General features: G+C 34.6%; 45 protein-coding genes and 2 pseudogenes. 17 read left to right on the top strand and 30 right to left on the bottom strand.

Features of this window, described 5'->3' with window-relative positions; all coding sequences use genetic code 11:
• Positions 1 to 203: 203 nt before the first annotated feature.
• The 3 genes from AC6EJB_RS03600 (at position 204) to AC6EJB_RS03610 (ending at position 1,714) form a co-directional block, all read left to right on the top strand.
• Entirely contained in the window at positions 204 to 413 is a 210-nt protein-coding gene (locus AC6EJB_RS03600) for a hypothetical protein (RefSeq protein WP_498492351.1), read from the top strand.
• 146 nt (positions 414 to 559) lie between these two features.
• Positions 560 to 928, top strand: coding sequence for a hypothetical protein (locus AC6EJB_RS03605; RefSeq protein WP_498492352.1), 369 nt, complete (start codon positions 560 to 562; stop codon positions 926 to 928).
• Positions 929 to 1,432: 504 nt separating this feature from the next.
• A complete protein-coding gene (locus tag AC6EJB_RS03610; protein WP_498492353.1) occupies positions 1,433 to 1,714 on the top strand; it encodes a galactose oxidase in 282 nt (93 codons plus the stop codon).
• 61 nt (positions 1,715 to 1,775) lie between these two features.
• Here AC6EJB_RS03610 and AC6EJB_RS03615 read toward each other — a convergent pair.
• The 7 genes and pseudogenes from AC6EJB_RS03615 to AC6EJB_RS03645 all read right to left on the bottom strand — a co-directional run.
• Positions 1,776 to 2,099: pseudogene (locus AC6EJB_RS03615) on the bottom strand (aminoacyl-tRNA hydrolase); the annotation flags it as partial.
• A gap of 148 nt (positions 2,100 to 2,247) precedes the next feature.
• Positions 2,248 to 2,412: a hypothetical protein gene (locus tag AC6EJB_RS03620; protein WP_413678143.1), complete on the bottom strand. Its 165-nt coding sequence runs from the start codon at positions 2,410 to 2,412 to the stop codon at positions 2,248 to 2,250.
• Positions 2,413 to 2,985: 573 nt separating this feature from the next.
• Complete coding sequence (locus tag AC6EJB_RS03625) at positions 2,986 to 3,195, bottom strand: hypothetical protein (RefSeq protein ID WP_498492354.1); 210 nt, start codon at positions 3,193 to 3,195, stop codon at positions 2,986 to 2,988.
• Complete coding sequence (locus AC6EJB_RS03630) at positions 3,196 to 3,336, bottom strand: hypothetical protein (protein WP_498492355.1); 141 nt, start codon at positions 3,334 to 3,336, stop codon at positions 3,196 to 3,198. It lies immediately after the preceding gene.
• A complete protein-coding gene (locus AC6EJB_RS03635; protein ID WP_498492356.1) occupies positions 3,333 to 3,506 on the bottom strand; it encodes a hypothetical protein in 174 nt (57 codons plus the stop codon). The genes AC6EJB_RS03630 and AC6EJB_RS03635 overlap by 4 nt, the downstream gene beginning before the upstream one ends.
• A 131-nt stretch (positions 3,507 to 3,637) precedes the next feature.
• Positions 3,638 to 3,915, bottom strand: a pseudogene (locus AC6EJB_RS03640) (cupin domain-containing protein).
• Positions 3,916 to 4,091: 176 nt separating this feature from the next.
• The gene (locus tag AC6EJB_RS03645; RefSeq protein WP_498492357.1) at positions 4,092 to 4,604 is read right to left on the bottom strand and encodes a site-specific integrase; all 513 of its coding nucleotides are present in this window, start codon (positions 4,602 to 4,604) and stop codon (positions 4,092 to 4,094) included.
• An 88-nt stretch (positions 4,605 to 4,692) separates the two neighbouring features.
• Between AC6EJB_RS03645 and AC6EJB_RS03650 the strand changes: the two genes are divergently transcribed.
• Positions 4,693 to 4,854: a hypothetical protein gene (locus tag AC6EJB_RS03650; RefSeq protein WP_498492358.1), complete on the top strand. Its 162-nt coding sequence runs from the start codon at positions 4,693 to 4,695 to the stop codon at positions 4,852 to 4,854.
• A gap of 41 nt (positions 4,855 to 4,895) precedes the next feature.
• Here AC6EJB_RS03650 and AC6EJB_RS03655 read toward each other — a convergent pair whose 3' ends face one another.
• Together AC6EJB_RS03655 and AC6EJB_RS03660 are read right to left on the bottom strand one after the other, a co-directional pair.
• On the bottom strand, positions 4,896 to 5,060 hold the full coding sequence (locus tag AC6EJB_RS03655; RefSeq protein ID WP_498492359.1) for a hypothetical protein: 165 nt from the start codon (positions 5,058 to 5,060) through the stop codon (positions 4,896 to 4,898).
• Positions 5,061 to 5,081: 21 nt separating this feature from the next.
• Positions 5,082 to 5,414 carry a hypothetical protein gene (locus AC6EJB_RS03660; protein WP_498492360.1) on the bottom strand — a complete coding sequence of 111 codons (333 nt, stop codon included), beginning with the start codon at positions 5,412 to 5,414 and terminating at the stop codon, positions 5,082 to 5,084.
• 652 nt (positions 5,415 to 6,066) lie between these two features.
• Between AC6EJB_RS03660 and AC6EJB_RS03665 the strand changes: the two genes are divergently transcribed.
• A complete protein-coding gene (locus tag AC6EJB_RS03665; protein WP_498492361.1) occupies positions 6,067 to 6,348 on the top strand; it encodes a hypothetical protein in 282 nt (93 codons plus the stop codon).
• 157 nt (positions 6,349 to 6,505) lie between these two features.
• Here the strand turns inward: AC6EJB_RS03665 and AC6EJB_RS03670 are convergent, their stop codons facing one another.
• The 7 genes from AC6EJB_RS03670 to AC6EJB_RS03700 all read right to left on the bottom strand — a co-directional run bounded on the left by AC6EJB_RS03670 (position 6,506) and on the right by AC6EJB_RS03700 (position 10,687).
• Positions 6,506 to 6,685, bottom strand: a complete 180-nt coding sequence (locus AC6EJB_RS03670) for a hypothetical protein (protein WP_498492362.1) — start codon at positions 6,683 to 6,685, stop codon at positions 6,506 to 6,508.
• 452 nt (positions 6,686 to 7,137) lie between these two features.
• On the bottom strand, positions 7,138 to 7,308 hold the full coding sequence (locus AC6EJB_RS03675; protein WP_498492363.1) for a hypothetical protein: 171 nt from the start codon (positions 7,306 to 7,308) through the stop codon (positions 7,138 to 7,140).
• Between the two features lie 68 nt (positions 7,309 to 7,376).
• Positions 7,377 to 7,589: a hypothetical protein gene (locus AC6EJB_RS03680; protein ID WP_498492364.1), complete on the bottom strand. Its 213-nt coding sequence runs from the start codon at positions 7,587 to 7,589 to the stop codon at positions 7,377 to 7,379.
• Positions 7,590 to 7,671: 82 nt separating this feature from the next.
• A complete protein-coding gene (locus AC6EJB_RS03685) occupies positions 7,672 to 8,898 on the bottom strand; it encodes a di-heme oxidoredictase family protein (protein ID WP_498492365.1) in 1,227 nt (408 codons plus the stop codon).
• Positions 8,899 to 9,055: 157 nt separating this feature from the next.
• On the bottom strand, positions 9,056 to 10,039 hold the full coding sequence (locus AC6EJB_RS03690; RefSeq protein ID WP_498492366.1) for an imelysin family protein: 984 nt from the start codon (positions 10,037 to 10,039) through the stop codon (positions 9,056 to 9,058).
• A gap of 160 nt (positions 10,040 to 10,199) precedes the next feature.
• Positions 10,200 to 10,400: a DUF2811 domain-containing protein gene (locus tag AC6EJB_RS03695; RefSeq protein ID WP_498492367.1), complete on the bottom strand. Its 201-nt coding sequence runs from the start codon at positions 10,398 to 10,400 to the stop codon at positions 10,200 to 10,202.
• The gene (locus AC6EJB_RS03700) at positions 10,397 to 10,687 is read right to left on the bottom strand and encodes a DUF2811 domain-containing protein (protein ID WP_498492368.1); all 291 of its coding nucleotides are present in this window, start codon (positions 10,685 to 10,687) and stop codon (positions 10,397 to 10,399) included. The genes AC6EJB_RS03695 and AC6EJB_RS03700 overlap by 4 nt, the downstream gene beginning before the upstream one ends.
• Positions 10,688 to 11,434: 747 nt before the next feature.
• On the opposite strand from AC6EJB_RS03700, the gene AC6EJB_RS03705 reads away from it, so the two are divergent.
• The 3 genes from AC6EJB_RS03705 (at position 11,435) to AC6EJB_RS03715 (ending at position 12,730) form a co-directional block, all read left to right on the top strand.
• The gene (locus AC6EJB_RS03705; RefSeq protein WP_498492369.1) at positions 11,435 to 11,623 is read left to right on the top strand and encodes a hypothetical protein; all 189 of its coding nucleotides are present in this window, start codon (positions 11,435 to 11,437) and stop codon (positions 11,621 to 11,623) included.
• Between the two features lie 67 nt (positions 11,624 to 11,690).
• On the top strand, positions 11,691 to 12,269 hold the full coding sequence (locus AC6EJB_RS03710; RefSeq protein WP_498492370.1) for a S41 family peptidase: 579 nt from the start codon (positions 11,691 to 11,693) through the stop codon (positions 12,267 to 12,269).
• Positions 12,270 to 12,469: 200 nt separating this feature from the next.
• Complete coding sequence (locus tag AC6EJB_RS03715; protein ID WP_498492371.1) at positions 12,470 to 12,730, top strand: hypothetical protein; 261 nt, start codon at positions 12,470 to 12,472, stop codon at positions 12,728 to 12,730.
• Positions 12,731 to 13,160: 430 nt separating this feature from the next.
• Here the strand turns inward: AC6EJB_RS03715 and AC6EJB_RS03720 are convergent, their stop codons facing one another.
• The 5 genes from AC6EJB_RS03720 to AC6EJB_RS03740 form a co-directional block, all read right to left on the bottom strand.
• A complete protein-coding gene (locus AC6EJB_RS03720; RefSeq protein ID WP_498492372.1) occupies positions 13,161 to 13,319 on the bottom strand; it encodes a hypothetical protein in 159 nt (52 codons plus the stop codon).
• A 126-nt stretch (positions 13,320 to 13,445) separates the two neighbouring features.
• Entirely contained in the window at positions 13,446 to 13,829 is a 384-nt protein-coding gene (locus AC6EJB_RS03725; RefSeq protein WP_498492373.1) for a hypothetical protein, read from the bottom strand.
• A 42-nt stretch (positions 13,830 to 13,871) separates the two neighbouring features.
• Entirely contained in the window at positions 13,872 to 14,039 is a 168-nt protein-coding gene (locus AC6EJB_RS03730; RefSeq protein ID WP_498461876.1) for a translation initiation factor IF-2 N-terminal domain-containing protein, read from the bottom strand.
• Between the two features lie 34 nt (positions 14,040 to 14,073).
• Entirely contained in the window at positions 14,074 to 14,223 is a 150-nt protein-coding gene (locus AC6EJB_RS03735; RefSeq protein ID WP_498492374.1) for a hypothetical protein, read from the bottom strand.
• A gap of 28 nt (positions 14,224 to 14,251) precedes the next feature.
• Positions 14,252 to 14,452: a hypothetical protein gene (locus AC6EJB_RS03740; RefSeq protein WP_498492375.1), complete on the bottom strand. Its 201-nt coding sequence runs from the start codon at positions 14,450 to 14,452 to the stop codon at positions 14,252 to 14,254.
• A gap of 224 nt (positions 14,453 to 14,676) precedes the next feature.
• Between AC6EJB_RS03740 and AC6EJB_RS03745 the strand changes: the two genes are divergently transcribed.
• The gene (locus tag AC6EJB_RS03745; RefSeq protein WP_498492376.1) at positions 14,677 to 14,814 is read left to right on the top strand and encodes a hypothetical protein; all 138 of its coding nucleotides are present in this window, start codon (positions 14,677 to 14,679) and stop codon (positions 14,812 to 14,814) included.
• Positions 14,815 to 14,876: 62 nt separating this feature from the next.
• Positions 14,877 to 15,062: a hypothetical protein gene (locus AC6EJB_RS03750; RefSeq protein WP_498492377.1), complete on the top strand. Its 186-nt coding sequence runs from the start codon at positions 14,877 to 14,879 to the stop codon at positions 15,060 to 15,062.
• 17 nt (positions 15,063 to 15,079) lie between these two features.
• On the opposite strand, the gene AC6EJB_RS03755 is transcribed toward AC6EJB_RS03750, so the two are convergent.
• On the bottom strand, positions 15,080 to 15,280 hold the full coding sequence (locus AC6EJB_RS03755; RefSeq protein ID WP_498492378.1) for a hypothetical protein: 201 nt from the start codon (positions 15,278 to 15,280) through the stop codon (positions 15,080 to 15,082).
• Between the two features lie 265 nt (positions 15,281 to 15,545).
• On the opposite strand from AC6EJB_RS03755, the gene AC6EJB_RS03760 reads away from it, so the two are divergent.
• A complete protein-coding gene (locus tag AC6EJB_RS03760) occupies positions 15,546 to 15,671 on the top strand; it encodes a hypothetical protein (protein WP_498461872.1) in 126 nt (41 codons plus the stop codon).
• Positions 15,672 to 15,724: 53 nt separating this feature from the next.
• On the opposite strand, the gene AC6EJB_RS03765 is transcribed toward AC6EJB_RS03760, so the two are convergent.
• Positions 15,725 to 15,895, bottom strand: coding sequence for a hypothetical protein (locus AC6EJB_RS03765; protein WP_498492379.1), 171 nt, complete (start codon positions 15,893 to 15,895; stop codon positions 15,725 to 15,727).
• Between the two features lie 257 nt (positions 15,896 to 16,152).
• Between AC6EJB_RS03765 and AC6EJB_RS03770 the strand changes: the two genes are divergently transcribed.
• Positions 16,153 to 16,299 carry a hypothetical protein gene (locus AC6EJB_RS03770; RefSeq protein WP_498492380.1) on the top strand — a complete coding sequence of 49 codons (147 nt, stop codon included), beginning with the start codon at positions 16,153 to 16,155 and terminating at the stop codon, positions 16,297 to 16,299.
• Positions 16,300 to 16,496: 197 nt separating this feature from the next.
• Positions 16,497 to 16,661 carry a hypothetical protein gene (locus tag AC6EJB_RS03775; protein ID WP_498492381.1) on the top strand — a complete coding sequence of 55 codons (165 nt, stop codon included), beginning with the start codon at positions 16,497 to 16,499 and terminating at the stop codon, positions 16,659 to 16,661.
• A gap of 143 nt (positions 16,662 to 16,804) precedes the next feature.
• On the opposite strand, the gene AC6EJB_RS03780 is transcribed toward AC6EJB_RS03775, so the two are convergent.
• The 4 genes from AC6EJB_RS03780 to AC6EJB_RS03795 form a co-directional block, all read right to left on the bottom strand.
• Positions 16,805 to 17,116, bottom strand: coding sequence for a hypothetical protein (locus AC6EJB_RS03780; protein WP_498492382.1), 312 nt, complete (start codon positions 17,114 to 17,116; stop codon positions 16,805 to 16,807).
• 70 nt (positions 17,117 to 17,186) lie between these two features.
• Positions 17,187 to 17,315, bottom strand: coding sequence for a hypothetical protein (locus tag AC6EJB_RS03785; protein ID WP_498492383.1), 129 nt, complete (start codon positions 17,313 to 17,315; stop codon positions 17,187 to 17,189).
• 272 nt (positions 17,316 to 17,587) lie between these two features.
• The gene (locus tag AC6EJB_RS03790) at positions 17,588 to 17,755 is read right to left on the bottom strand and encodes a hypothetical protein (RefSeq protein ID WP_498492384.1); all 168 of its coding nucleotides are present in this window, start codon (positions 17,753 to 17,755) and stop codon (positions 17,588 to 17,590) included.
• Complete coding sequence (locus tag AC6EJB_RS03795) at positions 17,756 to 17,944, bottom strand: hypothetical protein (RefSeq protein ID WP_498492385.1); 189 nt, start codon at positions 17,942 to 17,944, stop codon at positions 17,756 to 17,758. It abuts the gene before it with no gap.
• A gap of 768 nt (positions 17,945 to 18,712) precedes the next feature.
• Between AC6EJB_RS03795 and AC6EJB_RS03800 the strand changes: the two genes are divergently transcribed.
• The 3 genes from AC6EJB_RS03800 (at position 18,713) to AC6EJB_RS03810 (ending at position 19,524) form a co-directional block, all read left to right on the top strand.
• Positions 18,713 to 18,907, top strand: a complete 195-nt coding sequence (locus AC6EJB_RS03800; RefSeq protein ID WP_498492386.1) for a hypothetical protein — start codon at positions 18,713 to 18,715, stop codon at positions 18,905 to 18,907.
• Positions 18,908 to 19,059: 152 nt separating this feature from the next.
• Positions 19,060 to 19,203: a hypothetical protein gene (locus AC6EJB_RS03805; RefSeq protein WP_498492387.1), complete on the top strand. Its 144-nt coding sequence runs from the start codon at positions 19,060 to 19,062 to the stop codon at positions 19,201 to 19,203.
• 18 nt (positions 19,204 to 19,221) lie between these two features.
• Positions 19,222 to 19,524, top strand: coding sequence for a hypothetical protein (locus AC6EJB_RS03810; RefSeq protein WP_498492388.1), 303 nt, complete (start codon positions 19,222 to 19,224; stop codon positions 19,522 to 19,524).
• Positions 19,525 to 19,784: 260 nt separating this feature from the next.
• On the opposite strand, the gene AC6EJB_RS03815 is transcribed toward AC6EJB_RS03810, so the two are convergent.
• Complete coding sequence (locus AC6EJB_RS03815) at positions 19,785 to 19,994, bottom strand: hypothetical protein (protein WP_498492389.1); 210 nt, start codon at positions 19,992 to 19,994, stop codon at positions 19,785 to 19,787.
• 3 nt (positions 19,995 to 19,997) lie between these two features.
• A complete protein-coding gene (locus AC6EJB_RS03820; protein ID WP_498492390.1) occupies positions 19,998 to 20,237 on the bottom strand; it encodes a hypothetical protein in 240 nt (79 codons plus the stop codon).
• Positions 20,238 to 21,180: 943 nt separating this feature from the next.
• On the opposite strand from AC6EJB_RS03820, the gene AC6EJB_RS03825 reads away from it, so the two are divergent.
• The gene (locus AC6EJB_RS03825) at positions 21,181 to 21,456 is read left to right on the top strand and encodes a DUF1651 domain-containing protein (protein WP_498492391.1); all 276 of its coding nucleotides are present in this window, start codon (positions 21,181 to 21,183) and stop codon (positions 21,454 to 21,456) included.
• Between the two features lie 15 nt (positions 21,457 to 21,471).
• Here the strand turns inward: AC6EJB_RS03825 and AC6EJB_RS03830 are convergent, their stop codons facing one another.
• Positions 21,472 to 21,615: a hypothetical protein gene (locus AC6EJB_RS03830; RefSeq protein WP_498492392.1), complete on the bottom strand. Its 144-nt coding sequence runs from the start codon at positions 21,613 to 21,615 to the stop codon at positions 21,472 to 21,474.
• Between the last annotated feature and the right edge of the window lie 95 nt (positions 21,616 to 21,710).

Genomic DNA, 21,710 nt, shown 5'->3' on the forward strand with positions numbered 1-21,710 from the left:
ATTAAAAATGATGCTAGAAGAGGAAAAGATACTTGTTGTGATCTGTTGTTAGTTGTTTTCATGTGATGTCTGATGGAGCTAGATCAGCTAGAAAGGGTAATGATTAATAGATTTGAATGAGCAACAACAATTTATTTAAGGCTTTAGCCGCTGTCAGTACTGCATCAGGAATGCTTCTACAAAAAACTATTGGTGGTAATTAAATGAAACGCTTTTTACTATTCGCCCTAACTGTTGGGATGCTCTTCCCTTCCCTTACAAAATCTGACACCAATCACTTTGGTGCAGGAGGAGTCTTTGAATTGGATCTAGGAGATAGTGAGATACCTTTGTCACCGAAACAAGAAAGAGAACAAACACTTCTAGAAGAACAGTTAAAGAAGAAAGCTATAAAATCATCAGTCTCTGATTAGATTTTATCCAACCACCTCCCTATACAGGGAGAAGAGATATTTGGGGTACATAGGGAAGTACCTCTACCGTCAGCCAGGACTAGATACCAACTTCGGTAGGCAATGAGTTTCGTAACGTTAAGAAACTGAAATTACCAAATATGAAAATGACATTACTCAACATATATGAAGTAGACGTCTCTAGTGAGTTTAAAAACTTCTTAGATCAGATAAAGACAAACATAGAGGCTTACAGCGAAGCAAAGCACAAAGCTCAAAAAGAACGAATGATTATCATTGGAAAGATATCTGAGTACAAAGAATCTTTCCCTCAACAATCAAATGATCATCGTCTTTTAGTTAACGCAATGAATGAAGAGGGGTGGAGTGATGATGTCGTAAGTAATAACCTTGTTGAGTTTAAGTACTATCAAAGTTATATGAATGAACATTCTGATTGGCATCCATTAGTTCAAGCAGCCTCAGTCTCTCACTTATTAGTAATGGCTAGAGCCGAAACTGGAGAAGTGTCTTAGCACGCTTTGAAGTTCCTTAAAAGACATAAGAAGTTACCCTCTGTGTCTGCAATGCGTGGATATCTAGCTGGTTGGTTTGATGAGCAGTTGACCCATAAGAAGAGGTTCAGGCGGAGGTTCTTCATCTGAGTTCAAGTTTGAGAGTTTCAATAGATCATCAAAGGTTGAATTCGCATTTGTGAATGAAGAGCAGTTTGTCTTAGGTGAAAAGTGTATATCAATACTTAGAGAAATCAATATGGAGATGGCTTTTATCAATGATGGTTTAAAAAAAAATTAAAATCTCACAATCATCAACTAGAACTTCTTCTTGCTTGGAGTAAGCCTGAAAAAATTTAGAGGCTTTATCAATTAATACATTAACGAACTACTTGACAACACCTCCTTGTCATTGCTAGTACAGATGTACTGCTACAGACACATGACTCCAACGTCCTCACCCTATGCCGTTTTTCGTGCATCAGATTGGAATTCAGTGGTAGCAGAACCTATTGGATTAAGGCAATGTCTTCGTATCGCACCCAAAAAGTTCTACCCCAGAAGCGTTGCAACCCAGCAGAGGAGTGGGACTATCTCGAAGAAGACACTCTTAAACACACACGTTCAGCTAGCGTTTGCATGACATGTCAACATTTCAATTATTGCTGCGACAGGCATTGCAGAACGATTCTTACCTGTCACCTCCATCAACGTCTTATTCCTCATGGAGATCATCTGACTTCAAAGTGTCAATGCTGGATGCAGCGACTAGAGAGAAAGATTGGATGGTGTCCAGAGGCTGCTTAGACTTCTGAGATGTAAGGAGTAAAGAATGTAGGAGAAGTCTTTCCGTGATCTTTTTATTGTTTCAGTAATCTATTTTTGATTGTCTGCTCTTCTTTAGTTCACCTCTTTTCTTGTTTGACTCAACCCTCTTCCTTTTAGATAAGCGTGTTGGTGTGGTCTCCCTTCTTTTCTTTGGAGGTGGCTTTAGTATATCTCGTAAAATTGAAGCAAGCCTTGTTAAAGCTAATTGTCTGTTATGATATTGAGTTGTCTTATCCTGAACAGCTATACAAATACATCCATTGGTTAACTTAACTTCATCCTGAATTGAGATCCTATGCTTCTGATATGGAGTTAATTTTTTTGATTCAGATACGTTAAATACAATTTCAACTCGACTGTCTGTCTTGTTTACGTTCTATCCACCTGCTCCTGATGATCTAGAGAATCTCCACTGTATTTCGTTGGCTGGTATTTCAAGTTTAAAATTAACCTTTAGATTCATTTGTCTTTTTAATTTTTCTCGTCAAAACTTTTAGAGACTTCAACATTATTTATGAGTAATAACGATCAGCCATCTCTTTAAGCATTTTTCTGATGTGCTCATCTTTGGCATTAGTTTCTTCTTTTAATTTCTCACATGCACCTTTAACTTGCATCCAAACTGCTTCCATCACTTCCCGTTCTTCTTCTGTAGGTTTCCACTTAGATGATTCCATGCAAGAGATAATAATAGAAATTGAACTCTTAAAACTCAATGAAAAGTAGATCAGAAATATTAGATGAGATCATGTTCTATATCCTTGAACGTGCCAAGTGCGAAGAATACACTGACAAGTACCTTGAGCATGTGCTCGATTACTGCAAGAAGGATTACCAAAAAGTTTATGACAAGAAGAAGGAAGATTAGTCATCTCCTACCTTCTTCAGCCAATAAGGAATAAAAGTCTTTTCCTGTTTCGCAGAATCATATAGATAGTCAGATGTCCCTTCCAATAATGCTGCAAGGCTTATTCGCACGCTAGGGAAAGTAAGACCAAAAAGAATAGCAATCAAAAAGATTATTTTCACTTGTTCATTTTTATGAATCTAATTGGTTCATCACCAAAATTTTCTTTTACCAGTCCAGTTATACAATAACCAAATCACAAATCCAACCATAAACAACGGCATAAAACTATCGAGCAGTAAATAGGCTGAATAAACAATTAAAGGAAAAAACATTACACGTTTAATATTTAGACGTCTACCTCTTGATGTTCTTCTCCATAGTTTTATAAAAGGCATATATTCTATTTCTGTTTAGTAGGGGATAATCTATCGATTTTAGCTTGTTGATTTTTTAGTTTTTCTCTTTCTATTTTTGCAGCTCCATAAGTACTCCTAACGCTAAAAGTTATAAAGATTGCATTAATGGCTCCAACGATAATAATCCCTACAATAATTTTATTAATCCCCTCAGGTGAACTTAGATATTCCAATAGGACTTCTTGATTAAACATTTAGTGAACAATCAATCTTTCTAGTAATAGAGCTACAAATACTCCTTTAAAAAAGACAAGCCAAAGTAATCCATAATCTGTCAGACCAAGCTTCTCTTTATACCAAGCAATTAGTTGCTTATGCTTGTCTATAAGTTTCATTCTTTTATCTCAATAATTTCATAATAGGGACGGTCCCCATAATCAGCATCAGAACAACAAACATCGGAATAAATTTCTTCTAATAGATCGTATGCCTCGTCATAGCTGTTGAAAGATTGCTGAGTAATTTCGTCAGATTCTTTATCTTGTCTAACGATTTTATAAATCATGGCGAGATTGATTAGCTTGATAAAAGAGTTCCGAACAATCCCGCAAAGGCAGAAAGGACAAAAATTGCAACGATACCGATTGCAATAACTTTGGATATGTTTTTCATCTGATTTGATAGTGCTTACCTAGTTTAACCACCAAATTGATAATGCTTTCGGACTGCCTTATGAACATCCCATCTACAGTCCATTCCAGCTGGGAAGACAACTAAGTCTCCTGCACCAAACTTTACTGCTTCTCCCCCCCCTCAGGAGTGACTGTGACTTCACCCTCAAGCAACAAACAAGTCTCTTTATCGTCATAAGTCCAATCAAAAGAGCTTGCTTCACACGTCCAGATTGGCCAGTCTTTAATTCCTAGTTCCTTAATTTTGCTTTCTGGACAAGGAGAAGTTACAGATATAGACAAAATTTGAAAACATAGTGAACTTGTTTTTAGCTTCTCATGGGAACAGTTGTCTAATGGCTACTCAGATCTTTAACAAAAATGTTTGAAGTCTAATTACCTGTATGACGAAGACAGGATTACCCCCAATAGGGGTGAGGAGCCGCAATCACTAAAAGACTTTTAAGCCATCTCTGCCATTACTTACTAGTTAAATCTCTAAATTTTATAGCTCTATCCATAGAACTTTCCAGCATAGATTCAGTACTCCACTGAGCGTAGGTGGAGTTATGAACAGGGACACTGTGACCCATGAAAGCTGCAACTTCTGTATCACTTAATTTATAAGTTTGATGAGCTCGCTTGCTATAGGAATGACGGAAAGAGTATGGCACCACTCCTTGTTGAGTCTTGAGTCGTTTCCATATTTCGTTAAATCTCAAGTAATTCTTTAATACATCTCCAGCTCCAGCTTTCATTCTTGGGAGTGGATCTTTGTGTTTGATTCTTTCTAGTAGATGCCATTCTTTTTCCCACTCTGGATGTAGAGGCCATAACCTCCTTGGTTTCGTTGTTCCTCCTCCTGCTTTTTTGCAGTAATTACACCAAAGGTATTCATTCTTATTCTTTTTAATTTCTAAGTATTCATGACTTACTTCATTTGGTCTTAATCCATAAACTATCGAGAGTTTTATTACGAGATCCCATTCCATTGCTCTATCTCTAAGACGATGTTTCTTTTGACTCTTATCAACGTCAATCGGTAATGAGTTAATTAATTCAATTAGATCCTTATCTTCTATGGCTACAGTCGGAGCAGATGACTTTTTCTATTTCTCTGCCGACTTCCTCCCTACATATTCTCATAAAGCATTCTTTGGTGGTGGACTCCAGTTCTCGTCTGGTAAGAGGAAGCCTGATTGCTTAGAAGTAGCCCATCGCAAGAATGCAGCAATATGTTGAACTCTAATTTGTCTTCCTCTCGTTCCATGCTCAAACTTCTCTCAAATTCTTAAAAACAATTCATTTGCGTTGTCAGCTTTGATTTCTCTAAGCCTTAAATAGGTTTTCCCTTGTGGTTTGTTTCTTGGTGGAAGGATTGCATGATTAGGCTTTCCTACGTATTCCTGGTTCCAAGTTGCTTGAGTGACATCTCCAACGATATTCACTTTGTGGTTCTCATATCTTTCCTATGCATTTAGCAGCAGCTTTGGGTTAGGAGTTGCAGCAAGATTCAAGGCTTTGTTCCTTGTCTTCCTTACACGTTCAACGGCTTCATCAAGAGGAACTTTTTTCTTGATGGTTAAGTGATGGATTTCTTGTACTGTTTTTAGAATTTTTGGTGCTTCTGATTTCGCCCAATCAATCCCATGCATTTTTTCAACTCTGGTCCCATCGTCAAAACGGATTCTTATTTTTGTCTTTCCTTTATTGGGCTTGATCTGCCAGCTAGTTCCAAGAGAATCTCTGATGAGTGTTCTAAGGCTCTGTACCCAGTTGTCTGACTCTGAACGTGCTTGCAAATGAAACGAGTAAACGGGTCCCTCGTGGGTCCCTCTAGTATAAATTAAAGCCAAAATATACATGTACATTGATCAATCCTTTGTCTTCAGATATGCTCCAATATCTAGTCTATCTCAAGTCTTTTCTAGGGTTTTACGCACTGCTTCTGTTTAACAACCCAGTGTTTTGGGAGCATTAGGTCACAGGTTCGAATCCTGTCGCCCCGATTGGGATCTCACGGTTTGAAAGAACAGCTTGCTGAAGTTTTTAAACAAGAAGCTGCCTGGGGTTTTGTCTAAAGGCCCTGCTCTGACTTGGATTTATCCTTTTACCTTTTCTGACTAATGGGTTCTTAGGGAAAAAGAACGTAACCAACCGACCAAAGAAATAGCTTCCAAGTAATACAAAGCCTCCTCCTAATACATGGAGGAGAATCGCTTGAAACTTTACCTCTTTAATCGCTGCCTATTAAGATTTTAAGTCTTTTCGAGAATCAAGCTTTCAAAAAGATTTAAGGGAATAATGTAGTAGTTAATACATTTCTGTTACTTTTTGTCTTTTAGCGATTCGCAAAAAACGGTATCAACCGCTACACTTTTAATACGTTCGTTTTCCTCGCGGAAATGCATGTTTGGACAACAGGGAACGGGGTTGTCTCTACAGAGAAACGTTATGAATCACCTTGCCTTAATAAAAAAGAGTCTAAGCAAGAAGGATCTACTTCATCAAGCAGAATTGATTTTAGCTTCTAAGCCGTGTAAGGCAAAATCAGCTGAATTGAATATTCGTTTGATAGAGCAAAATGCCAAAAGAAAAAAGTTACATCAATCAGAATTGCATCTAGCTTCTAAGAGTTCAAAAACTTCTTCTGCATTTTTAAATAGTCGTTTAGCAGAAAAAGCAGCTCATTTTAAAAGGCTTCATTCAGCACAAATGATCTCGATGACTAAATAAAGATTCGTGCTTTGGGAGCACTAGGTCGCAGGTTCGAATCCTGTCGCCCCGATCAGTCATAGCAGCGGTTCCCAGCCGTTGCTTTTTTATTTGAAAGGCTGACACAGCTGTTTGTGTCAGATACGTGTCAGGAATGAGATCAAAGCTGATTGCTCTACTAGCTTTTCCAGCCGAACATTTCAGCCATTTTTCCAGTTGAAGCAAGGTATCCAATCGCTCCAAGAAATAATCCAAAAGCAATCAGATTTGGAACTATGCCACCAATGACCTGAGCTTCTCCAAATGTCAGGAAAGTAATCACAACAAAAACCCTTGCCAAGTTATCAGCGAAGTTCATTCTTCCCTCATGATTTTTTAGGTAAGACCTGAGAAGAAGAAATACTAAATAAAAACAATAGCGTTTAAGCCAAAGGTCACTGAAATCCCAATGATCTTGAATTTCATCCCAACATCATCGGATCCAGAATTTAATTTCACATCAGCCATCGTTTTTCTCCTTTGTTTGATTTGAGGCCTTCTCAAGAAACTCGACAAATTCTTTTTGTTTGGGTGTAAGTCCCTCGTTCTATTCCTTTTGTCTGTTGGACATTCTTTGAAGCTTTTTCACCATGCCAGTAATCTTCCAGCCTGCTATTGGAACTTAAACGAGTACTGAAAATAATAAGGCTATTTGATAATCATCCATTACTTAAGAATTAAATATCCGTAAACAGTAATTATGAGAAAAATTGGAATTGCTAAGTAAGTGATTACGAACCACTTAAACGTATTATCTTTTCCCATACTGATTCAGAGAAAGAGAATTGCAATAGCTAATCCCATTACTAATCCGATTGCCCAACTAAGGCAAAGCATTTGATAGTTGCTGAAATTTAATTTTTTCTGAATACGCTCGGCTAAACGTTTATCAGCCTTGATCAATCTCATTAAAACCATTTCTACTAAAAATGTTCTTTCCATAATCATGCTGCTTTTACTAATTAATTTCTATTGGCATATAAAATTTAAATTCCTTTTTGAGCTGATAGTTAGCAACACCCACAACTACCTTCGCCCTCTGATGGCTTTTCATCAAATGCATCTGCAATATCTCTAAGCATTACAGCAATAAAAGCTGGAGGGCATTGAAGCTTTTCCCCGTAACCAGCGCATTGCTGAGCAATGTTTTTCATTGCAGGAATAATTATGGTCTCAATTTGTTCTTCAGTTGCTACCCACTTGGCTTGGCATTCTTCAGTCATTTACTAATTAATATTAGATCTATAAGTAACTTACCTCACAAATAAATTGAATACCTTCGTTTAAGGTTATTACATAAGCTTTTTATAGTTGTTTTAACCATTTAAGTAATTGAGATTTTTTAGCACTATTTAATGATACGTATTGATTCTTAGACTCTTCTGCTTCTCCTCCATGCCAGAGAATTGCTTCATCAATAGTTCTGGCTCGACCATCATGCAGGAAGCCCACATAGTGATTAACTCTTTTCGTAAGGCCTAAACCCCATAGAGGAGTCGTTCTCCATTCAAATGTCTCGCTTAATCCATGCTCAGCAACTCCATCATCTAATTCAGGACCCATATCATGAACAAGAAGATCGGTATATGGCCAAATTGTTTGATTATTAATAACTCCAGCTACAGCATTAGAATCAAATCCAGTTTGTTGTTTAGCGATATGACAGCTAGCACATTTAAGCTCGTTAAAAACCTTGAAACCCGCTCTGACTAATTGAGTATCGGTCTTCTGGGCTGTTGCTGGGGCAGCAAGTGTTTGGCTGTAATAAGTCACTCCGTCTAATTCTTCCCAACTAATATCTGCAGGCATTCCATCTTTAGTTTTATTTGTATCAGGTCCAGTAGGTGTTGTGATACCCATATCTTCGTTGTAAGCATCTACTGTTTGCTGATGAAGGGTTGCAGAAGTTGCTTTCCATCCAAAGCGACCCAAGCGATCTATTCCGTTTTCATCTTTAGTACGTACCGCTTTGCCAGATATCCCATCATTGTTTTCATCATTGATATCTTCATTCATTAAAATATCTTTTTCAGGTATAGCTTCTAAGAGACCCAAACCAATCAATGGAGGAGGAATCCTTAATGATCGTGCCACATCTTCTGATGGTAAAACTTTTCCATCAGATGTTGTGATCGTGGTTTGTAACTTTCTAAGTTTTTCCTTTTCAATCCATTCTCTTACGACAGAAGCTTCAGGATCGTAGCCAAATGTTGCCCTATCTTGAAGTTGAAAACCCATACCAGGCACTGGTTTATCACCCTTATCCTTATTTAGAGAAATTCGAAACAGTGATTCACCAAGGACTGCTCTTCCTCTCCCATTAAGCACATGACAGGCTGAGCAAGACTTTGCATTATGTAGGGGACCAAGTCCAGCATTCTTATGATCATTTAGTGGTATGTGACTTCTATCAAAAAGAGGATCCGTATCCATATGACGTTTTAATTCTTGATCAGTTAATCCTTCTGCAGGTAATTCAAAAGCAGCAAAAGAACGACTAAAAATGGTAGTAGAGCCACCAGCGAGCTGCATATTCTCTACTAATCTTTTTGCTTGGAAGGGACTAAAAAATACTGACCCTAACAATGAAATTAGAATCAGTATTATAAAAATAAAGGATCTAATCCTCATAAGTACATATTGACAATGAAGATTTTTCCATAAATGTAATTAATTGTTTTTTATATATTTAAAGCTCCGAGGCTAGAGATACAGCTGTTTCTGCTGCAGAGGTAAGAACAGTTCTCAGCTTATCAACTGTTTCCTTAGTGCTCTTATTATTGAGCTGATCATTCAATGTTGCAGGTAATTTATTCGCTAACTTGAGTGATTCGTCAATTTGATTTGAGAGAGTACTGCTCAATTCATTGTTTTTATTTAAAGCATACTCTTTTAATTTTGATTTCTCCCAAGCTGTTTTAACCCCTTTGATATTGAAAACTATGTCAGTTCCAGTGTTTCCACTGAAAGTACTTTCTAGTTCACCAGCATCATTGGCATCAAAGGCACCACCAAGTTTTCCATCAGCTACTTCAGCTAGACATCCTTCCATTCCTGCTAGGATGTCTGCTATTGCACTACTAGGATCAGCTTTAACTACTGTTGAACCAAAACCTTCTGAACCAGACCAAGCCTCAAGGAGACCATCCGCATTGTTTTCAAGATCTTCTCCAGCACTCTGTAAATAAGCAAGTTCATTAGAACTTAAATCCTCTACTAAGTTATTATTTCTACCAAACAAGACATATTCAATTCCATGGAAACCACGACTAGTTGTATCAAGATTTTGTAGGGTTCTAGCAGTGAAGTCAGATTTCGAATCAAGAGTCGCTGTCAGCTCATTTGTGCTGACGGGCCAGTCATCAAGATTAGGGTCAAAATCCAATGTTTCAGCAGGTCCATATGCCCATGTTTCTGTTACTTCCCAAGTCTTACGCGCTGACCTCCAAGAGCTTTTAGCTTTATCAAAAGTGCTTTGAGTTGGCTTGTTTACAAGGTTCTGAAGAGCCTGATTAAGTTCTTTACTAGCACTTGCAAGTTTTGCATAGCTTGGTAATACAACCGCATCAACCATTGCATTACTTACGTCGGCTTGATCAGTACCGCCTCCACATCCTGTTATTAGCGAGGCGGAGATAGCGACTGCTCCAAAAATACCGAGAGGTTTTTTCATTAATTAAGAGTTAATAACTTACAGTATTCGCTTGGTTTATTTAGGTCTTGTCTTGAGCACCAATTAACCACTCAAAAAATACAATTTTGTGTAGTCAGAGATAACAAACGTCATTTTTTATTCTTATTAAATTTGAACGTACCCAAACAAATAAAATTGCTTAAATTGATTCAGATGGAGACTGATCAAAAATATCATTTAAATAATTTTCTGCAACTCTTCTATCCTCGCATCCGTTTTTGTATAAGAAATTATTCAAGGCTGAAGTTAAGAAATTGTGCTGATCAAAATCAGATTTTGATTCAATAAAATCTTTCATCTCCTTGAAAAGTATCTCTGGAATTTCTGTTTCTATATTCATAGACTTTGAACAAATATTTTTTTGCAAAACATACTTTTAAAATAAAGTCGATTAAGTTCTCTAGAATAAATTCCTTTTTCTAAAAGGTAACCAGATATAGCAGACTGAACCAATCTATATTGATCCCAATTTGGATGCTTATCTATAAAATCAGACATGGCCTCTTTAAGATAAACAGGAATTTCCTGAACAAAACTTACTAATACATCATTTTCATTTGATAGAGATGAATTCGATCCCTGATCTATTTTTTTCTTTTGAATAGTCTCTAGTGACAAACTTTGCATTTAATCCTTTTCTGTTGAAGCACCAGTATTAACGTTTTCAAGCTGAAGTCAAGCGGTATAAAAATACAAAGTCTCAACTTATATCAACTCTAGACAGACTGCTATCAAAGAATGTCAAGCTAAAAAAAAAGTTTAAAAACAAATTTGACTTTAAATTAAGAAAATGAACACTTTGTCTATGATTTTCCACTGAATTAAGCTCTGAAAGGGATTTTGTTTTTATGCTGTGGAAAAAGTGTTGAAAACTATTTGTATTTTCTTGAAAAGAAAGGGAAAATTTGATTGATTAGATTATCTTATGATCTATATAAGTTATTTTTTGCGTCTTATATGTCTTGAGAATAGGCAAAATCTGGTTTATAAGCTTTTTTTCAAAAAATTTATTTAAAGAACTTATTAGTACTGGTCAAGGCTATTTATTCGAATATTCATTCTTTAAATCCATTTCTACAACTAAATACTAAGAAAAAAAGAGAAATGAATAATTTTCTTTGCCTCTTTAAAAAATAAACAGAAAAACCTCGTAATTAGCTTTCTATAATTATACTTTTAAAGTTTATAATTTAGATTACTTTGAGTTTGTGATTCCTTTTTATTTTTGAAGGAAGAATGAGCACCAAAAAACATGAGCTGTGGAAAAGCATCAAATTATACGAATAGTTATCATGGATTATTAACACTTCTCTATGTTTTTTAGAAGATCGGAAACTAATTTTTAGGCATAAATAAAAAAGAGGTTACTTTCTTATGGAATCGCAACTAAGGAAAAGTATTCTATTCGATGTACTTGATGGAATCCCTCCTATAGGAAATGAAAGTAAAGCGATGATGAATTATAGAAAAGAAATTGAACAAAGTAATTTAACCTTGGAGGAAGAAGCGATGAGACTAGAAATAAGTAGGGATGTAATTGAGTTCACTGAGGATTTCAGATAGATGTCTAGACAATTATTAGAAATTGATAGCGCATACAGTTTAAATTTAGTGTAGGGAACATCCAAGAATGAAACACTTACTACTTCCTTTTATTTCTGCTTTTGTATTGCCGCTCACTGTAAAGGCTGAAGTCTCAGAAGAGATTCACAAACGTTGCCTAGAAGCTAGAGATTACTCAGGTTGCGTAATGACTAACCGGGGTAAAACTCCAAATATCAAAAGAGAAATTACTGGTATTGGTATAACGCTTTTTCTGAATAGTGATACTGCAGAATTAACAATTCAATCAGTTATTAATAGCTCTCCTGCCAGTGATACAGATATGGAATCAGGTGATGTGATCCTAAAGATAGATGGAAAGTCTACGAAAGGAATGGGTTTAAAGGAGGCAATTAAATTAATCAAAGGTCCTAAAGATAAGCCAATTAAATTAGTCATTGGTAGAACTAACGAAAAAGGTAAAAGAAAAAAAATTGAGGTGAACTTGATTCGAGATACATTTGTTATTCCTGAACGAGAATCTTTGAATCAATTAAACATAAGAGAATTTTTTAAGTATGGTTTTCCACGGGATCTGCAGCCAATGAATCCACAAGGTTACCCTCCTGAGTCAAATAAAGAATTATTCCCTAATAACCAAATCTAATTCAATTGCTAACTCCATTTTGCACTAATTAATAGTAAAGAGTTTTGTGTAAGACTTATCTGTAATTTATCGGTATACCCAACCAGGATGTAGTATCAACCGATTTTGGTCGTAGAGGCCGTATCAAATTCTTCGGTATGCAACATTTTAAATTCCAAGTAGTCGAGTCAAAGTAGATATGTCCTTTGAAAATAAATGTAATGTATTCCTCTTTATTTGACGCAGTATTCGCTGATTCATTCTTCTCTCCAATGAGAACAGTTTATGTGGTCTCAGATAGTCAGTTAGAAGAACTTAAGCGTAAGCAACATCAAGAAGAGCTCGACAATATTGAAGCCTCTCGTAAGAGACTTGAGGAGAACTATCAAGCACGAGTCAAAGTATTGGCAGATCGTGAGGTTGAGTTGCAGGAAGAGATCAAAGCTCTAGCTCCAGCTAAGAAAGAGAAAGTCTCTGCTTAAAAAGTAACTTGAGGACGTTAGTTATTTAGAGTATTGATTTTTCGATTAGCCTCTTCCCTCGAGTAACGGGGGAGGGGCTTTTCTCTGATTTAGTTACTTCGAGTATTAGGTAATACAGGCCTATGATGTTATCCGAATAGCAAATTATCAGGAAATATGGTTCAATTGTCCTATGACTACTTTTATTAAGAAGAAGACAAGCTCGTCCAAGTCTAAAGACTATTTGAAAACATCCGACAGAAAAAGGCCTACATGGCATTTTGAAGTAGAAGGAAGTGGTCAAAGAAAGAGATATTTAAAATCTCTAAATAAGTAGACGCAAGCTTAGTTTTCTTACTTTCCAATTAAAACTCTAGGGCATTTTTTAATGTCTTCAGTTCATATTGAGCTTCTTTCCTCGATTATGTGGGGAGAAGAATTTTCTCAATGCTTAGCAAAGCGGATCTAATCGTTGCAGCAAACTGATTAGTTCAAAGCCATCGAAGTTATCTTTGGGTGCTCCATTAGCAATGTATTGCTCGAATAATTGATAACCCTCTGATTGAGCAAATGTGTCAGGAATTAAACCGTGGACGTGGTAGTAAGCCATCAAATTGAGAAAACTGAAATTAAAGGATTACATACTGCTCCCAATTTCGATGTATCAAATGGAGTCAACGTGTGGGACTAAACATCTTGCTAGCTCTCTTAGAAAAAAGACTGATTTAAATCATTCCTATTGTTCCGATAGCAATTGGCTGTCAACTCTGAAAGAAGAAGATATTGCAGCCTTCGCCTTGAAGATGCTTTGAAAGTGATGAGTTTTATTCATTAATTTGTTCAAAACCCGACTGCCTGTTATCGGATCCTTGATGACTTTGTATTTATAAATGTCTTTAAGGAATCCAAAATCTTTATTGTTTGGCTTAAAGAAATGGCAATACATAGATACTTTACTGCGACTAGTTTGCCAGTCATTATTCCTAGTTCTGTAAAAACCAAGTTTTATAGCAGCACTCAAATCATCAATTTCATTAGCAAAGAAAAGAGCACATAGATTTTTATTTCTTGATTCAGTAATTACTGGATTAAACCACCAGCCGAATAGCAGCAAAGCCAAGAAAGGCTAGACGTGCAAAAAGAGCAATTAAAGCAGTAGCTGCTAAGTAGTCTCTCTGTAATAACTAATGATCTTCTGAGCGTTCTCGTCGCTCAAACAGCTAATCCTTGAGTTAGCTGGAATATCTAATAAAACACAGATAGCAATGATGTCTTCTGCATTTTTTTGTATCCGCTCGGACAATTCCAGAACTCTTATCAACTTTCCCATTACTCAGAATCGTTGGCATTGTTAGCGATGTCTTCTAGTCGCTGCATTTGTTCTTTGATCCCTCGTTAATCGCAGCGGTCAACGCACCGAAGAAGAAAGTCCCAATCATTAACATGATTAGTCTTACGTTATCGAAGATTGTTACGCCTCCTGCTACTGAATTAAGAGGATCTAATGAATCCAATTAAATATAAAACTCTTATCTCTTTTGCTTAATCTCTCCCATGAGCAGTTCTTAGATTACTTGAAAAATAAAATTGAACTCCGTTATTGCCTGATCCTAAATTCTGAATGAGTTTTGACGTAGTGAAACGAGATTGCTTTGCTGCATATAGGGATTTTTCTCCTATGTTCAAAGTTTCGATAGATCTTTGAGGAGAGGTCTTTTTAGAAACAGGAGTAGCTACAGCCATGAAATTAAATAAATCATATTTATAAGGTAATTATAAAAAGACAAGTTGGATGCCGTTCTTTACGAATCAAGGAATCCATTAGGCAGCTAAGTAGTTCTAATCACTAACAAATAACAAAAGAACAAATTGCACTCAAGATTGCTAGAGAAATCTAGAAAGGGAAAGGAAAGCTAGAGAGCTTTTACGCCTTTCAATGTATTAGCAGTTATTTCGCTGATCTTTCTTTGAATAATCTAGAGGGTATAGCTGGACAGTATGGAATCAATATTAATTGGACGAATTTAAAGGCATCTAAACAAGATTCACACAAGACGGAATTGCAGATCTATACACCAAAGGAAAAAACTACTAAAGCTGTATAAAGTAAGAGAAGCTATGTTGTTGTTCAAGCTGTTGAGAGTCTTTTTCTAATATTGATCGAGACATGACACAAAAGAAGCTACCACCACACCTAGTGCTTAAAGAATCAAAAGAAGTGATTTTCTACTTGGAAAACCCATTGCCTTCAGAAATCACAATTCCTACATGGATGAAATCTTTCCCTGATGATTACATAGGAATGATTATGACAAATGCCTGCTTGTTTAAAAGATTAAAGGATCACTCATAAATCGGAATTAATAGAATTTATTGAGAGTTATCTTCTTTCTTTTCAACAGGTTGAACTTCTTCGACAGACTGAGTCTCTTCAACAGACTTAGCTTCTTCAACTGGTTGATTTCCTTTAAAGAATTCAGAAATTTTGTCGCTAATTCCCTTTAAAAGCTCAGCGATTTTCTGACTTACCTCTTTTAAGTAGTCAGAAAGTTTTTGCAGAAAGTTTTTCATTGATTTAGAACACCTCTAAAAATCAGATAACCTTATGAAGATTGCGGACTCATATAAACATTTTTAATACAGAGTGTCACTGGTGGCTAATACTCAAAACAAATGCAGTTGTGCTTTTTTTGTCGCTCCAATAATTAATTCGGATACATTAGGCGTTGAGAATAATATTCTTGGTATTTTCTTTACTTACTCTTATATGTCTAATTCGTACTTTTCATTAAATGAATTAACTCACAATATATCTATAAATCATAGTTAAAAACAAATGACTCTTGAGATTTCAGAAATTGTTCTAGCTAAATCATTTTTAGTCTTAGGCTTGCTTGCGTTTGCTTGTATCGGATTCGCATCGTTAGTTAATCAAAAGCAAAAAGGAGCTGCTGTTAAATAAACCTATACTCTACGGTTTTAATACAGCAATACCTGCTGAAAAGAACCAAATAGTTAGTCTCCTTTTTTATTATCCTCACCTGTATAAGGTTGAGTTCCTATATCTGGTGGTGGATTATTACCAAATTCATCAACTAAAGCATCTGCTTCGCTGGTAAATAGTTTGCTGAACCATTGCTTGGTTGCAATGATGGCAGTCCAAATTTTGTCTCTTTTTCTACTCATAACAATATTCCTTGTATAGTTTTAATCATTATAAAACAGATGTTTTTTCTAATTCTATACTTTTCCAACAGGATTAAAAAATAGATTAGGAGACAGGGCACGTTAGGTAGAAAAAATAAGTACCTGTCTCAAAGGGAGCGACCAAAATCTCGCCCCCTTCTTCATGGCTTTTTTTTCTTTGACTTTGTATAAAGCGAACTTGCTAATAATAAGTTCTTCGTACTAAATAGATATGAAATGTCTATCCATTATCTGCTATGAGATTTGCAGTCACAATGGTTAATTCAAAAGGAAAGGCACACGAAGAAACCATCATTGCAAACAATAAACAAGAGGCAATTTGGCAAGCACAGGATTGCAATCCATTCTCAAAAATTATTGAAGCCAATTGGGTTTACAAGTAAGAGAATTTCTTAAGGAACTCTTCCTCGCATGTTGAACTATTCAACCATGTCGACAGGATCTAAAACAGCTAGAAAATCTTCGTGCTGACTTTACCTTCTTGTTTTCATTTGTTATGGTATGCAATACGTTCGTCTGGTTATAACTGGACGCATGACATGGAAATAGGGAACGGGATTTCCATTAACAGATAAGGGTTATGAACAGCCTTTTACTCACTAAAGAGCGAATCAAAAGAGCAGAAAGGCTTCACGCCGCTCAACTTGCTGCGACGCAAAATGGAATGCTTATTTCTTATAGGCGTTCTGCTTTTGAAGAAAGGCAAAAACAAGCTCGTGAAGAAGTCGCAGCGATGGATTTTTAATTGAGAATCCATTGCTGAAAATGATAGCTAGGGGGCAATTAGCTCCCTTTTTTTATTTACACCTCTAACCTTGATTACCCAATTCAGATAAGCATATATCCGATTTAGTGGAAAAATAAATAGACCAAAAGCTATAAAGGCTCTCAAACTTTCATTTTTAGGATTTTTTCTAGCCTCTCTTTTTGTTCTGTTAGAGAGAGTTCTTTGTGGGTGATGTCTGTTTGCTTTATGTAAAGTTGATTATTTGAAGCTTTATTTTCTTCTATATATTTTGTAGAAAACAATCTTCGAGATAGAAGTATCTGATTGCCAAAAAAGTAAATTAGTTTGCTAAGTCCATGGAACATTCTTTCACTAAGAATTAAAATCAACAAGCCAACACCTGCGAATGAAAAGAGAGCTCCAATCATTGCAATTGATGGGGACGTTGAAGCAAAATTAAAATAAAATTCCATTTTTCAAACCTAGCAAAGTCAAGAAGACCAGAATGATTATTTTTTACTTAAAGATGAATAGTTTTAAACTCTAATGGGTAGACGTTGCTTCTTTCTCTACTCCTAATTGATTAATCATATGAGGTGGAATCTTAGGGACATCAAATCTGCTAATTAATTTTGAAATTCTTTTTTTAATTTTTTTAGCAATAAAAGCCATAAATCTTTTAGACGTGGTTGTTTTGACGACACACCAAGTACTTTCTATTCTCTGCTAGCTGTTGAGTTGTCGTAAGTGTATGGTGTGTCTTTATTGACTTTTCTAGCATTTTTTAAATGAATGACACCCATTACATTCTTGATAGCAGGGCTTTGTATCACAATATTGTAACCTGTGATGTTATTTATCTAGGCATTAGATACAAAACTAGGGTTAATAGATATGACAGTTATAGCTAGATATAGAGATTGTTGAGTTTGATTTACTTTGTCCTACTGGATAATTCCTTTTGCCTTAAGCATTGGTGTATATGGGCAATCATCTCTACTGAGCAATTCAAGTACTGAGGTTATAGAGCTTCTAGATCCATCTCTTAAGACTTTTTCTAAGTAGTCACATATTTCAAGAAGTTCAACTTCTGTAGGAGATTGTCTAGACATCTATCTGAAATCCTCAGTGAACTCAATTACATCTCTACTTATGCCTAGTCTCATCGCTTCTTCCTCCAAGGTTAAATGACTTTGTTCAATTTCTTTTCTATAATTCATCACCGCTTTACTTTCATTTCCTGTAGGAGGGATTCCATCAAGTACATCGAATAGAATACTTTTCCTTAGTTGCGATTCCATAAGAAATTAACCTCTTTTTTATTTATGCCTAAAAATTAGTTTCCAAGAAATAATTTTTTAAACAATTCTATGTATCAAATGGATGGTTATCTCGTTCACTAATATGCAAACTTATACGAACCTCCATATAGTAAATATTATTAACTAAAAACTGTATCTAATGTATTCTTATTGTACACGTATTTTTACTAAATAAGCCATTAAATTTTATCTAAAAAAATAAGATTATACCTAGATCTTAAGTATTTTTTCTGCTTGAATAATGATGCTTTGGTCTTTAGTAGGACGCACACCAAAGTCAACTAAAGCTACGTTTAAGGCGCGTAGCTTTTTAATATTTCTAATATAATTGTAATAAATGAATGATTTAAATATATTTTCCTATGCTTGCAAAAGATTTATTTATTACACTTAGATTTTATTACTAGAACATCATTAAAAGTAATTATTTAAACTTTCTATGGGCTTTACTGAAAATGAACTTCTAAAGGCGGCCGATTTTTTACATGTTAGTTCAATTACTGGTATTTTTATTTTCTACTTATTTTTAAGTGCTTTATTAGCTTTCTTTGTATTAGCTTTTAGCTATGCTTTTATAGACACACCATTAACATCTAAAATTATCTCAAAAAGTTAAAACGAATTAACATGACGAAGTGTTCTGTGTGATTTTTAAAGATCCAAATGTCAAATAAATTAATACATATATAGAATTTCTGATATAAAGCATAAAGTATTTTTGTTATATTTTCATTTTTAATAAAGCTCTTGAAAATATTAATAATCATTTTTGGAATTATCATTGGACTAGGTTCATATATTTTCCAAGGACTACTTTTGAAAATCCTATTTTTTGCATTATTAGGATTTTTAGGATGGGATTTTGGAATGAGGTTTTTAAATGATGATGATGATGATGATTTTGATGGAGGCAAATTGATTCCTGTATTACAAAGTATTTAAATCATAAATTTTAATATCTACCCGATAATTGTACTTTTAAGTCAGATAATATTAATCAAATTTTACAATGATATTAATTAATTTAAAAAAATACAAATTAAACAAATAATACTAAGTATTAAGGATTAATTTAGCTGAAATTTATTTATAAAATGAAATCAGCCCAAGATAGATATTTAAATTGCTTGGAAAATTGTCACATGCATGAGCAATTTAAAACTCCAAAAAAAAATTGTGTAGCAGCTCTAACAGATGATCCACTGGACAATCCAAAAGTAAGTATGGAACAGCCTTGAAGTGTAACAACTAAACATATGTCTTTTAACTTTAAAGCTATTATTGAAGACTATTGTGGCACAGGAAAACTCTCCGAGGAAGAAATTGATTTTTTAGAGAGAGAGCATATTAAAACAATGAATACTATTAGTGAATTACTAACTCCATCAATAGCAAATTTGCATATTTGTGAAGCATGTAATCTTGAGCCAGGAAGTTTCTGGATTATTTGCAATGCTTCAATTCTTGATAAGATTAGACCAGTTAGAACCGGCAAGCCAAGAGCTCATAAATTATTTGATGGTCTATGCCAATATAAGATTTTTACTAGAGAGGACTGATTTTATAAGAAGAATGAATCCTATAAATTCTCTCAAAAAATGATTACTAAATTTTTTAGTTCCATATTTCGAAGGTACTAATAAAAAAGGTTACGAATAAAAAATGAATTATCTTTTTTAAAACAATTTGAAAGAAGAAAGATATATCTGCTTAAGCTAAGGCTTCTATCACTTAGAGAGTTGGCTCTAAAAAATAAAAAATTAACTTGGTGATCTGCTCAATCCTTAGTGATTAAAACTACCATAGACTTAAATAAAGTCTAACTATTTCCTCTTGTTGGGAATTGTCGTTGGGACTCCTTCGAGGAATATAAGAAAACAATTATCAATAGTAACCATATCCCTCCTGCCAAAAAGAAAATAGGAGCATCATTAAACAACTCAACAGAAAAAATGCTTCTTGCAGTTGGTATTAAGCCAATAGAGACAAAGGTTAATCCTGAAAGGTATGCAAGTTGAGATTTAGTCACGATTTAATCAGAAGTATTACTACCTGAGTCAATCTCAGATGAACTTTCTGCACTTACTAGTTCCTTCTTCTTTTCTATTGACTCATCGTTTGGAGCTAACTCTGGATTTACAACCTCCTTTCTTTTGACAGAAGTATCATTAGAAACTTCTTTTACTTTTTTAATTCCGAAGTCATCCTTACCAATAACAAAGAATGCTATGCCTAAGATAAAAAATGCTGAAATAGCTATTAATGGAAACATGTCATTTATAATTAAGAGTTATATATATATATATATTGATTTTTAAATTCCTTACTCGCGGGGATTTAAATATTTATATTGATGTTCATTCGAAAGGTATATTAATTACTTTAATTACAATTCTATGTTAAAAAATGGCTGAAATGCATCAATGAGTAAGTCAGAGTTTTTTATCATTTCATTAATTTGAGCTTTGAGACAATCAAATCAAAAACCTTTGTTTCTCATCATCGGAATATAGGTTTGACTTGAAAGAAGCCCTATTACAATAAAAGAACATACCAATATCTTTTTAATTTTTTAAGTTCCTGCTAATCGGATATTATCTCTTTTTTAAACATAATTGTAATTTCAATAGATATTATTTTGTAGCCTTTTTACTTAAAATAAGTTCTCTCTATACACACCGCTTAATTCTTCAATCCGTTTCAAATTATTCAAGTAATATAATTTTCAAAAAAATTCATAAGAATAAACTTTATTTCAATGCCATTAGTTTTATATTACTGCTTCTCAATTATACTTTTATTTGTGATATTTTTTACTTATACTTCAACTTTTATAGCAAGAAGGCAGCCAAAATTTATTCATAAGATTCAGGTAGAAATGATCAAAACCCATTTGAAGCAGGCTTATAAAATAAATACTTATCAAGACTCATTCCATATATAATTAACTTCCTTAGGTCTACTAACTTGACAATTACAGAAATACTATGAAATAGTTTTTTCAATTCAAATCAATTAGACATTGATTTAATTCTTGCTATTTTTTTACTTACTATTAAAAAAAGTGATTTGGTTTTATCTGATTTTACGCTACACCTACTAGCAATGAAAGTACCATTGAAAAGATTATTTTTTAGCTCTAATTCGTATTCCCTTGCTTGACTTTTATTATCAGAATCTCTAGAGGAATTGAATTTTAATCAGACTTCAATTATATGAATCAATTAATCAGAGAATCATTGCCAATTCCGACAGGCTGGCTAGTCTCTCCAACCAGAGACTTATGTATGTTTTTTATTCGCGATCCGAAATCACTCATGAATTATCCAAGCGTGATGACTCAACTCTGGCACTGTACAGAAGAAGGAATACCTACCAAATTGAAAAACACAAGAAGATTGGAATATAAAAATGCACTAAAAACATGGCATGAGCTTCAATCGGACGGTTGGCAATTAATAGAACGTCAAATCAACGATGATGCTGCCTAATTCTTCACTTTTCATTTATTCCATCAATACTTTTCGGCTGACTTGTCTGCAAAATTTATTTCTAGACTTTGCTGCTTTTTCGGCATCTTCAAATTTATCTACATGAACAATTTCTTTGATATCCATCCCTCCAATGAAACAAGAAACCTCGACTTTCATTGTTGACCTCCTCCTGGTTAGGAATAAAGGGTTCATTTTTAAGAATTATCCATATAAAAACTTATTTAACAATCTCAAGCAATAGTAAAAAAATT

It is taken from the genome of Prochlorococcus sp. G4PB17, assembly GCF_059772445.1.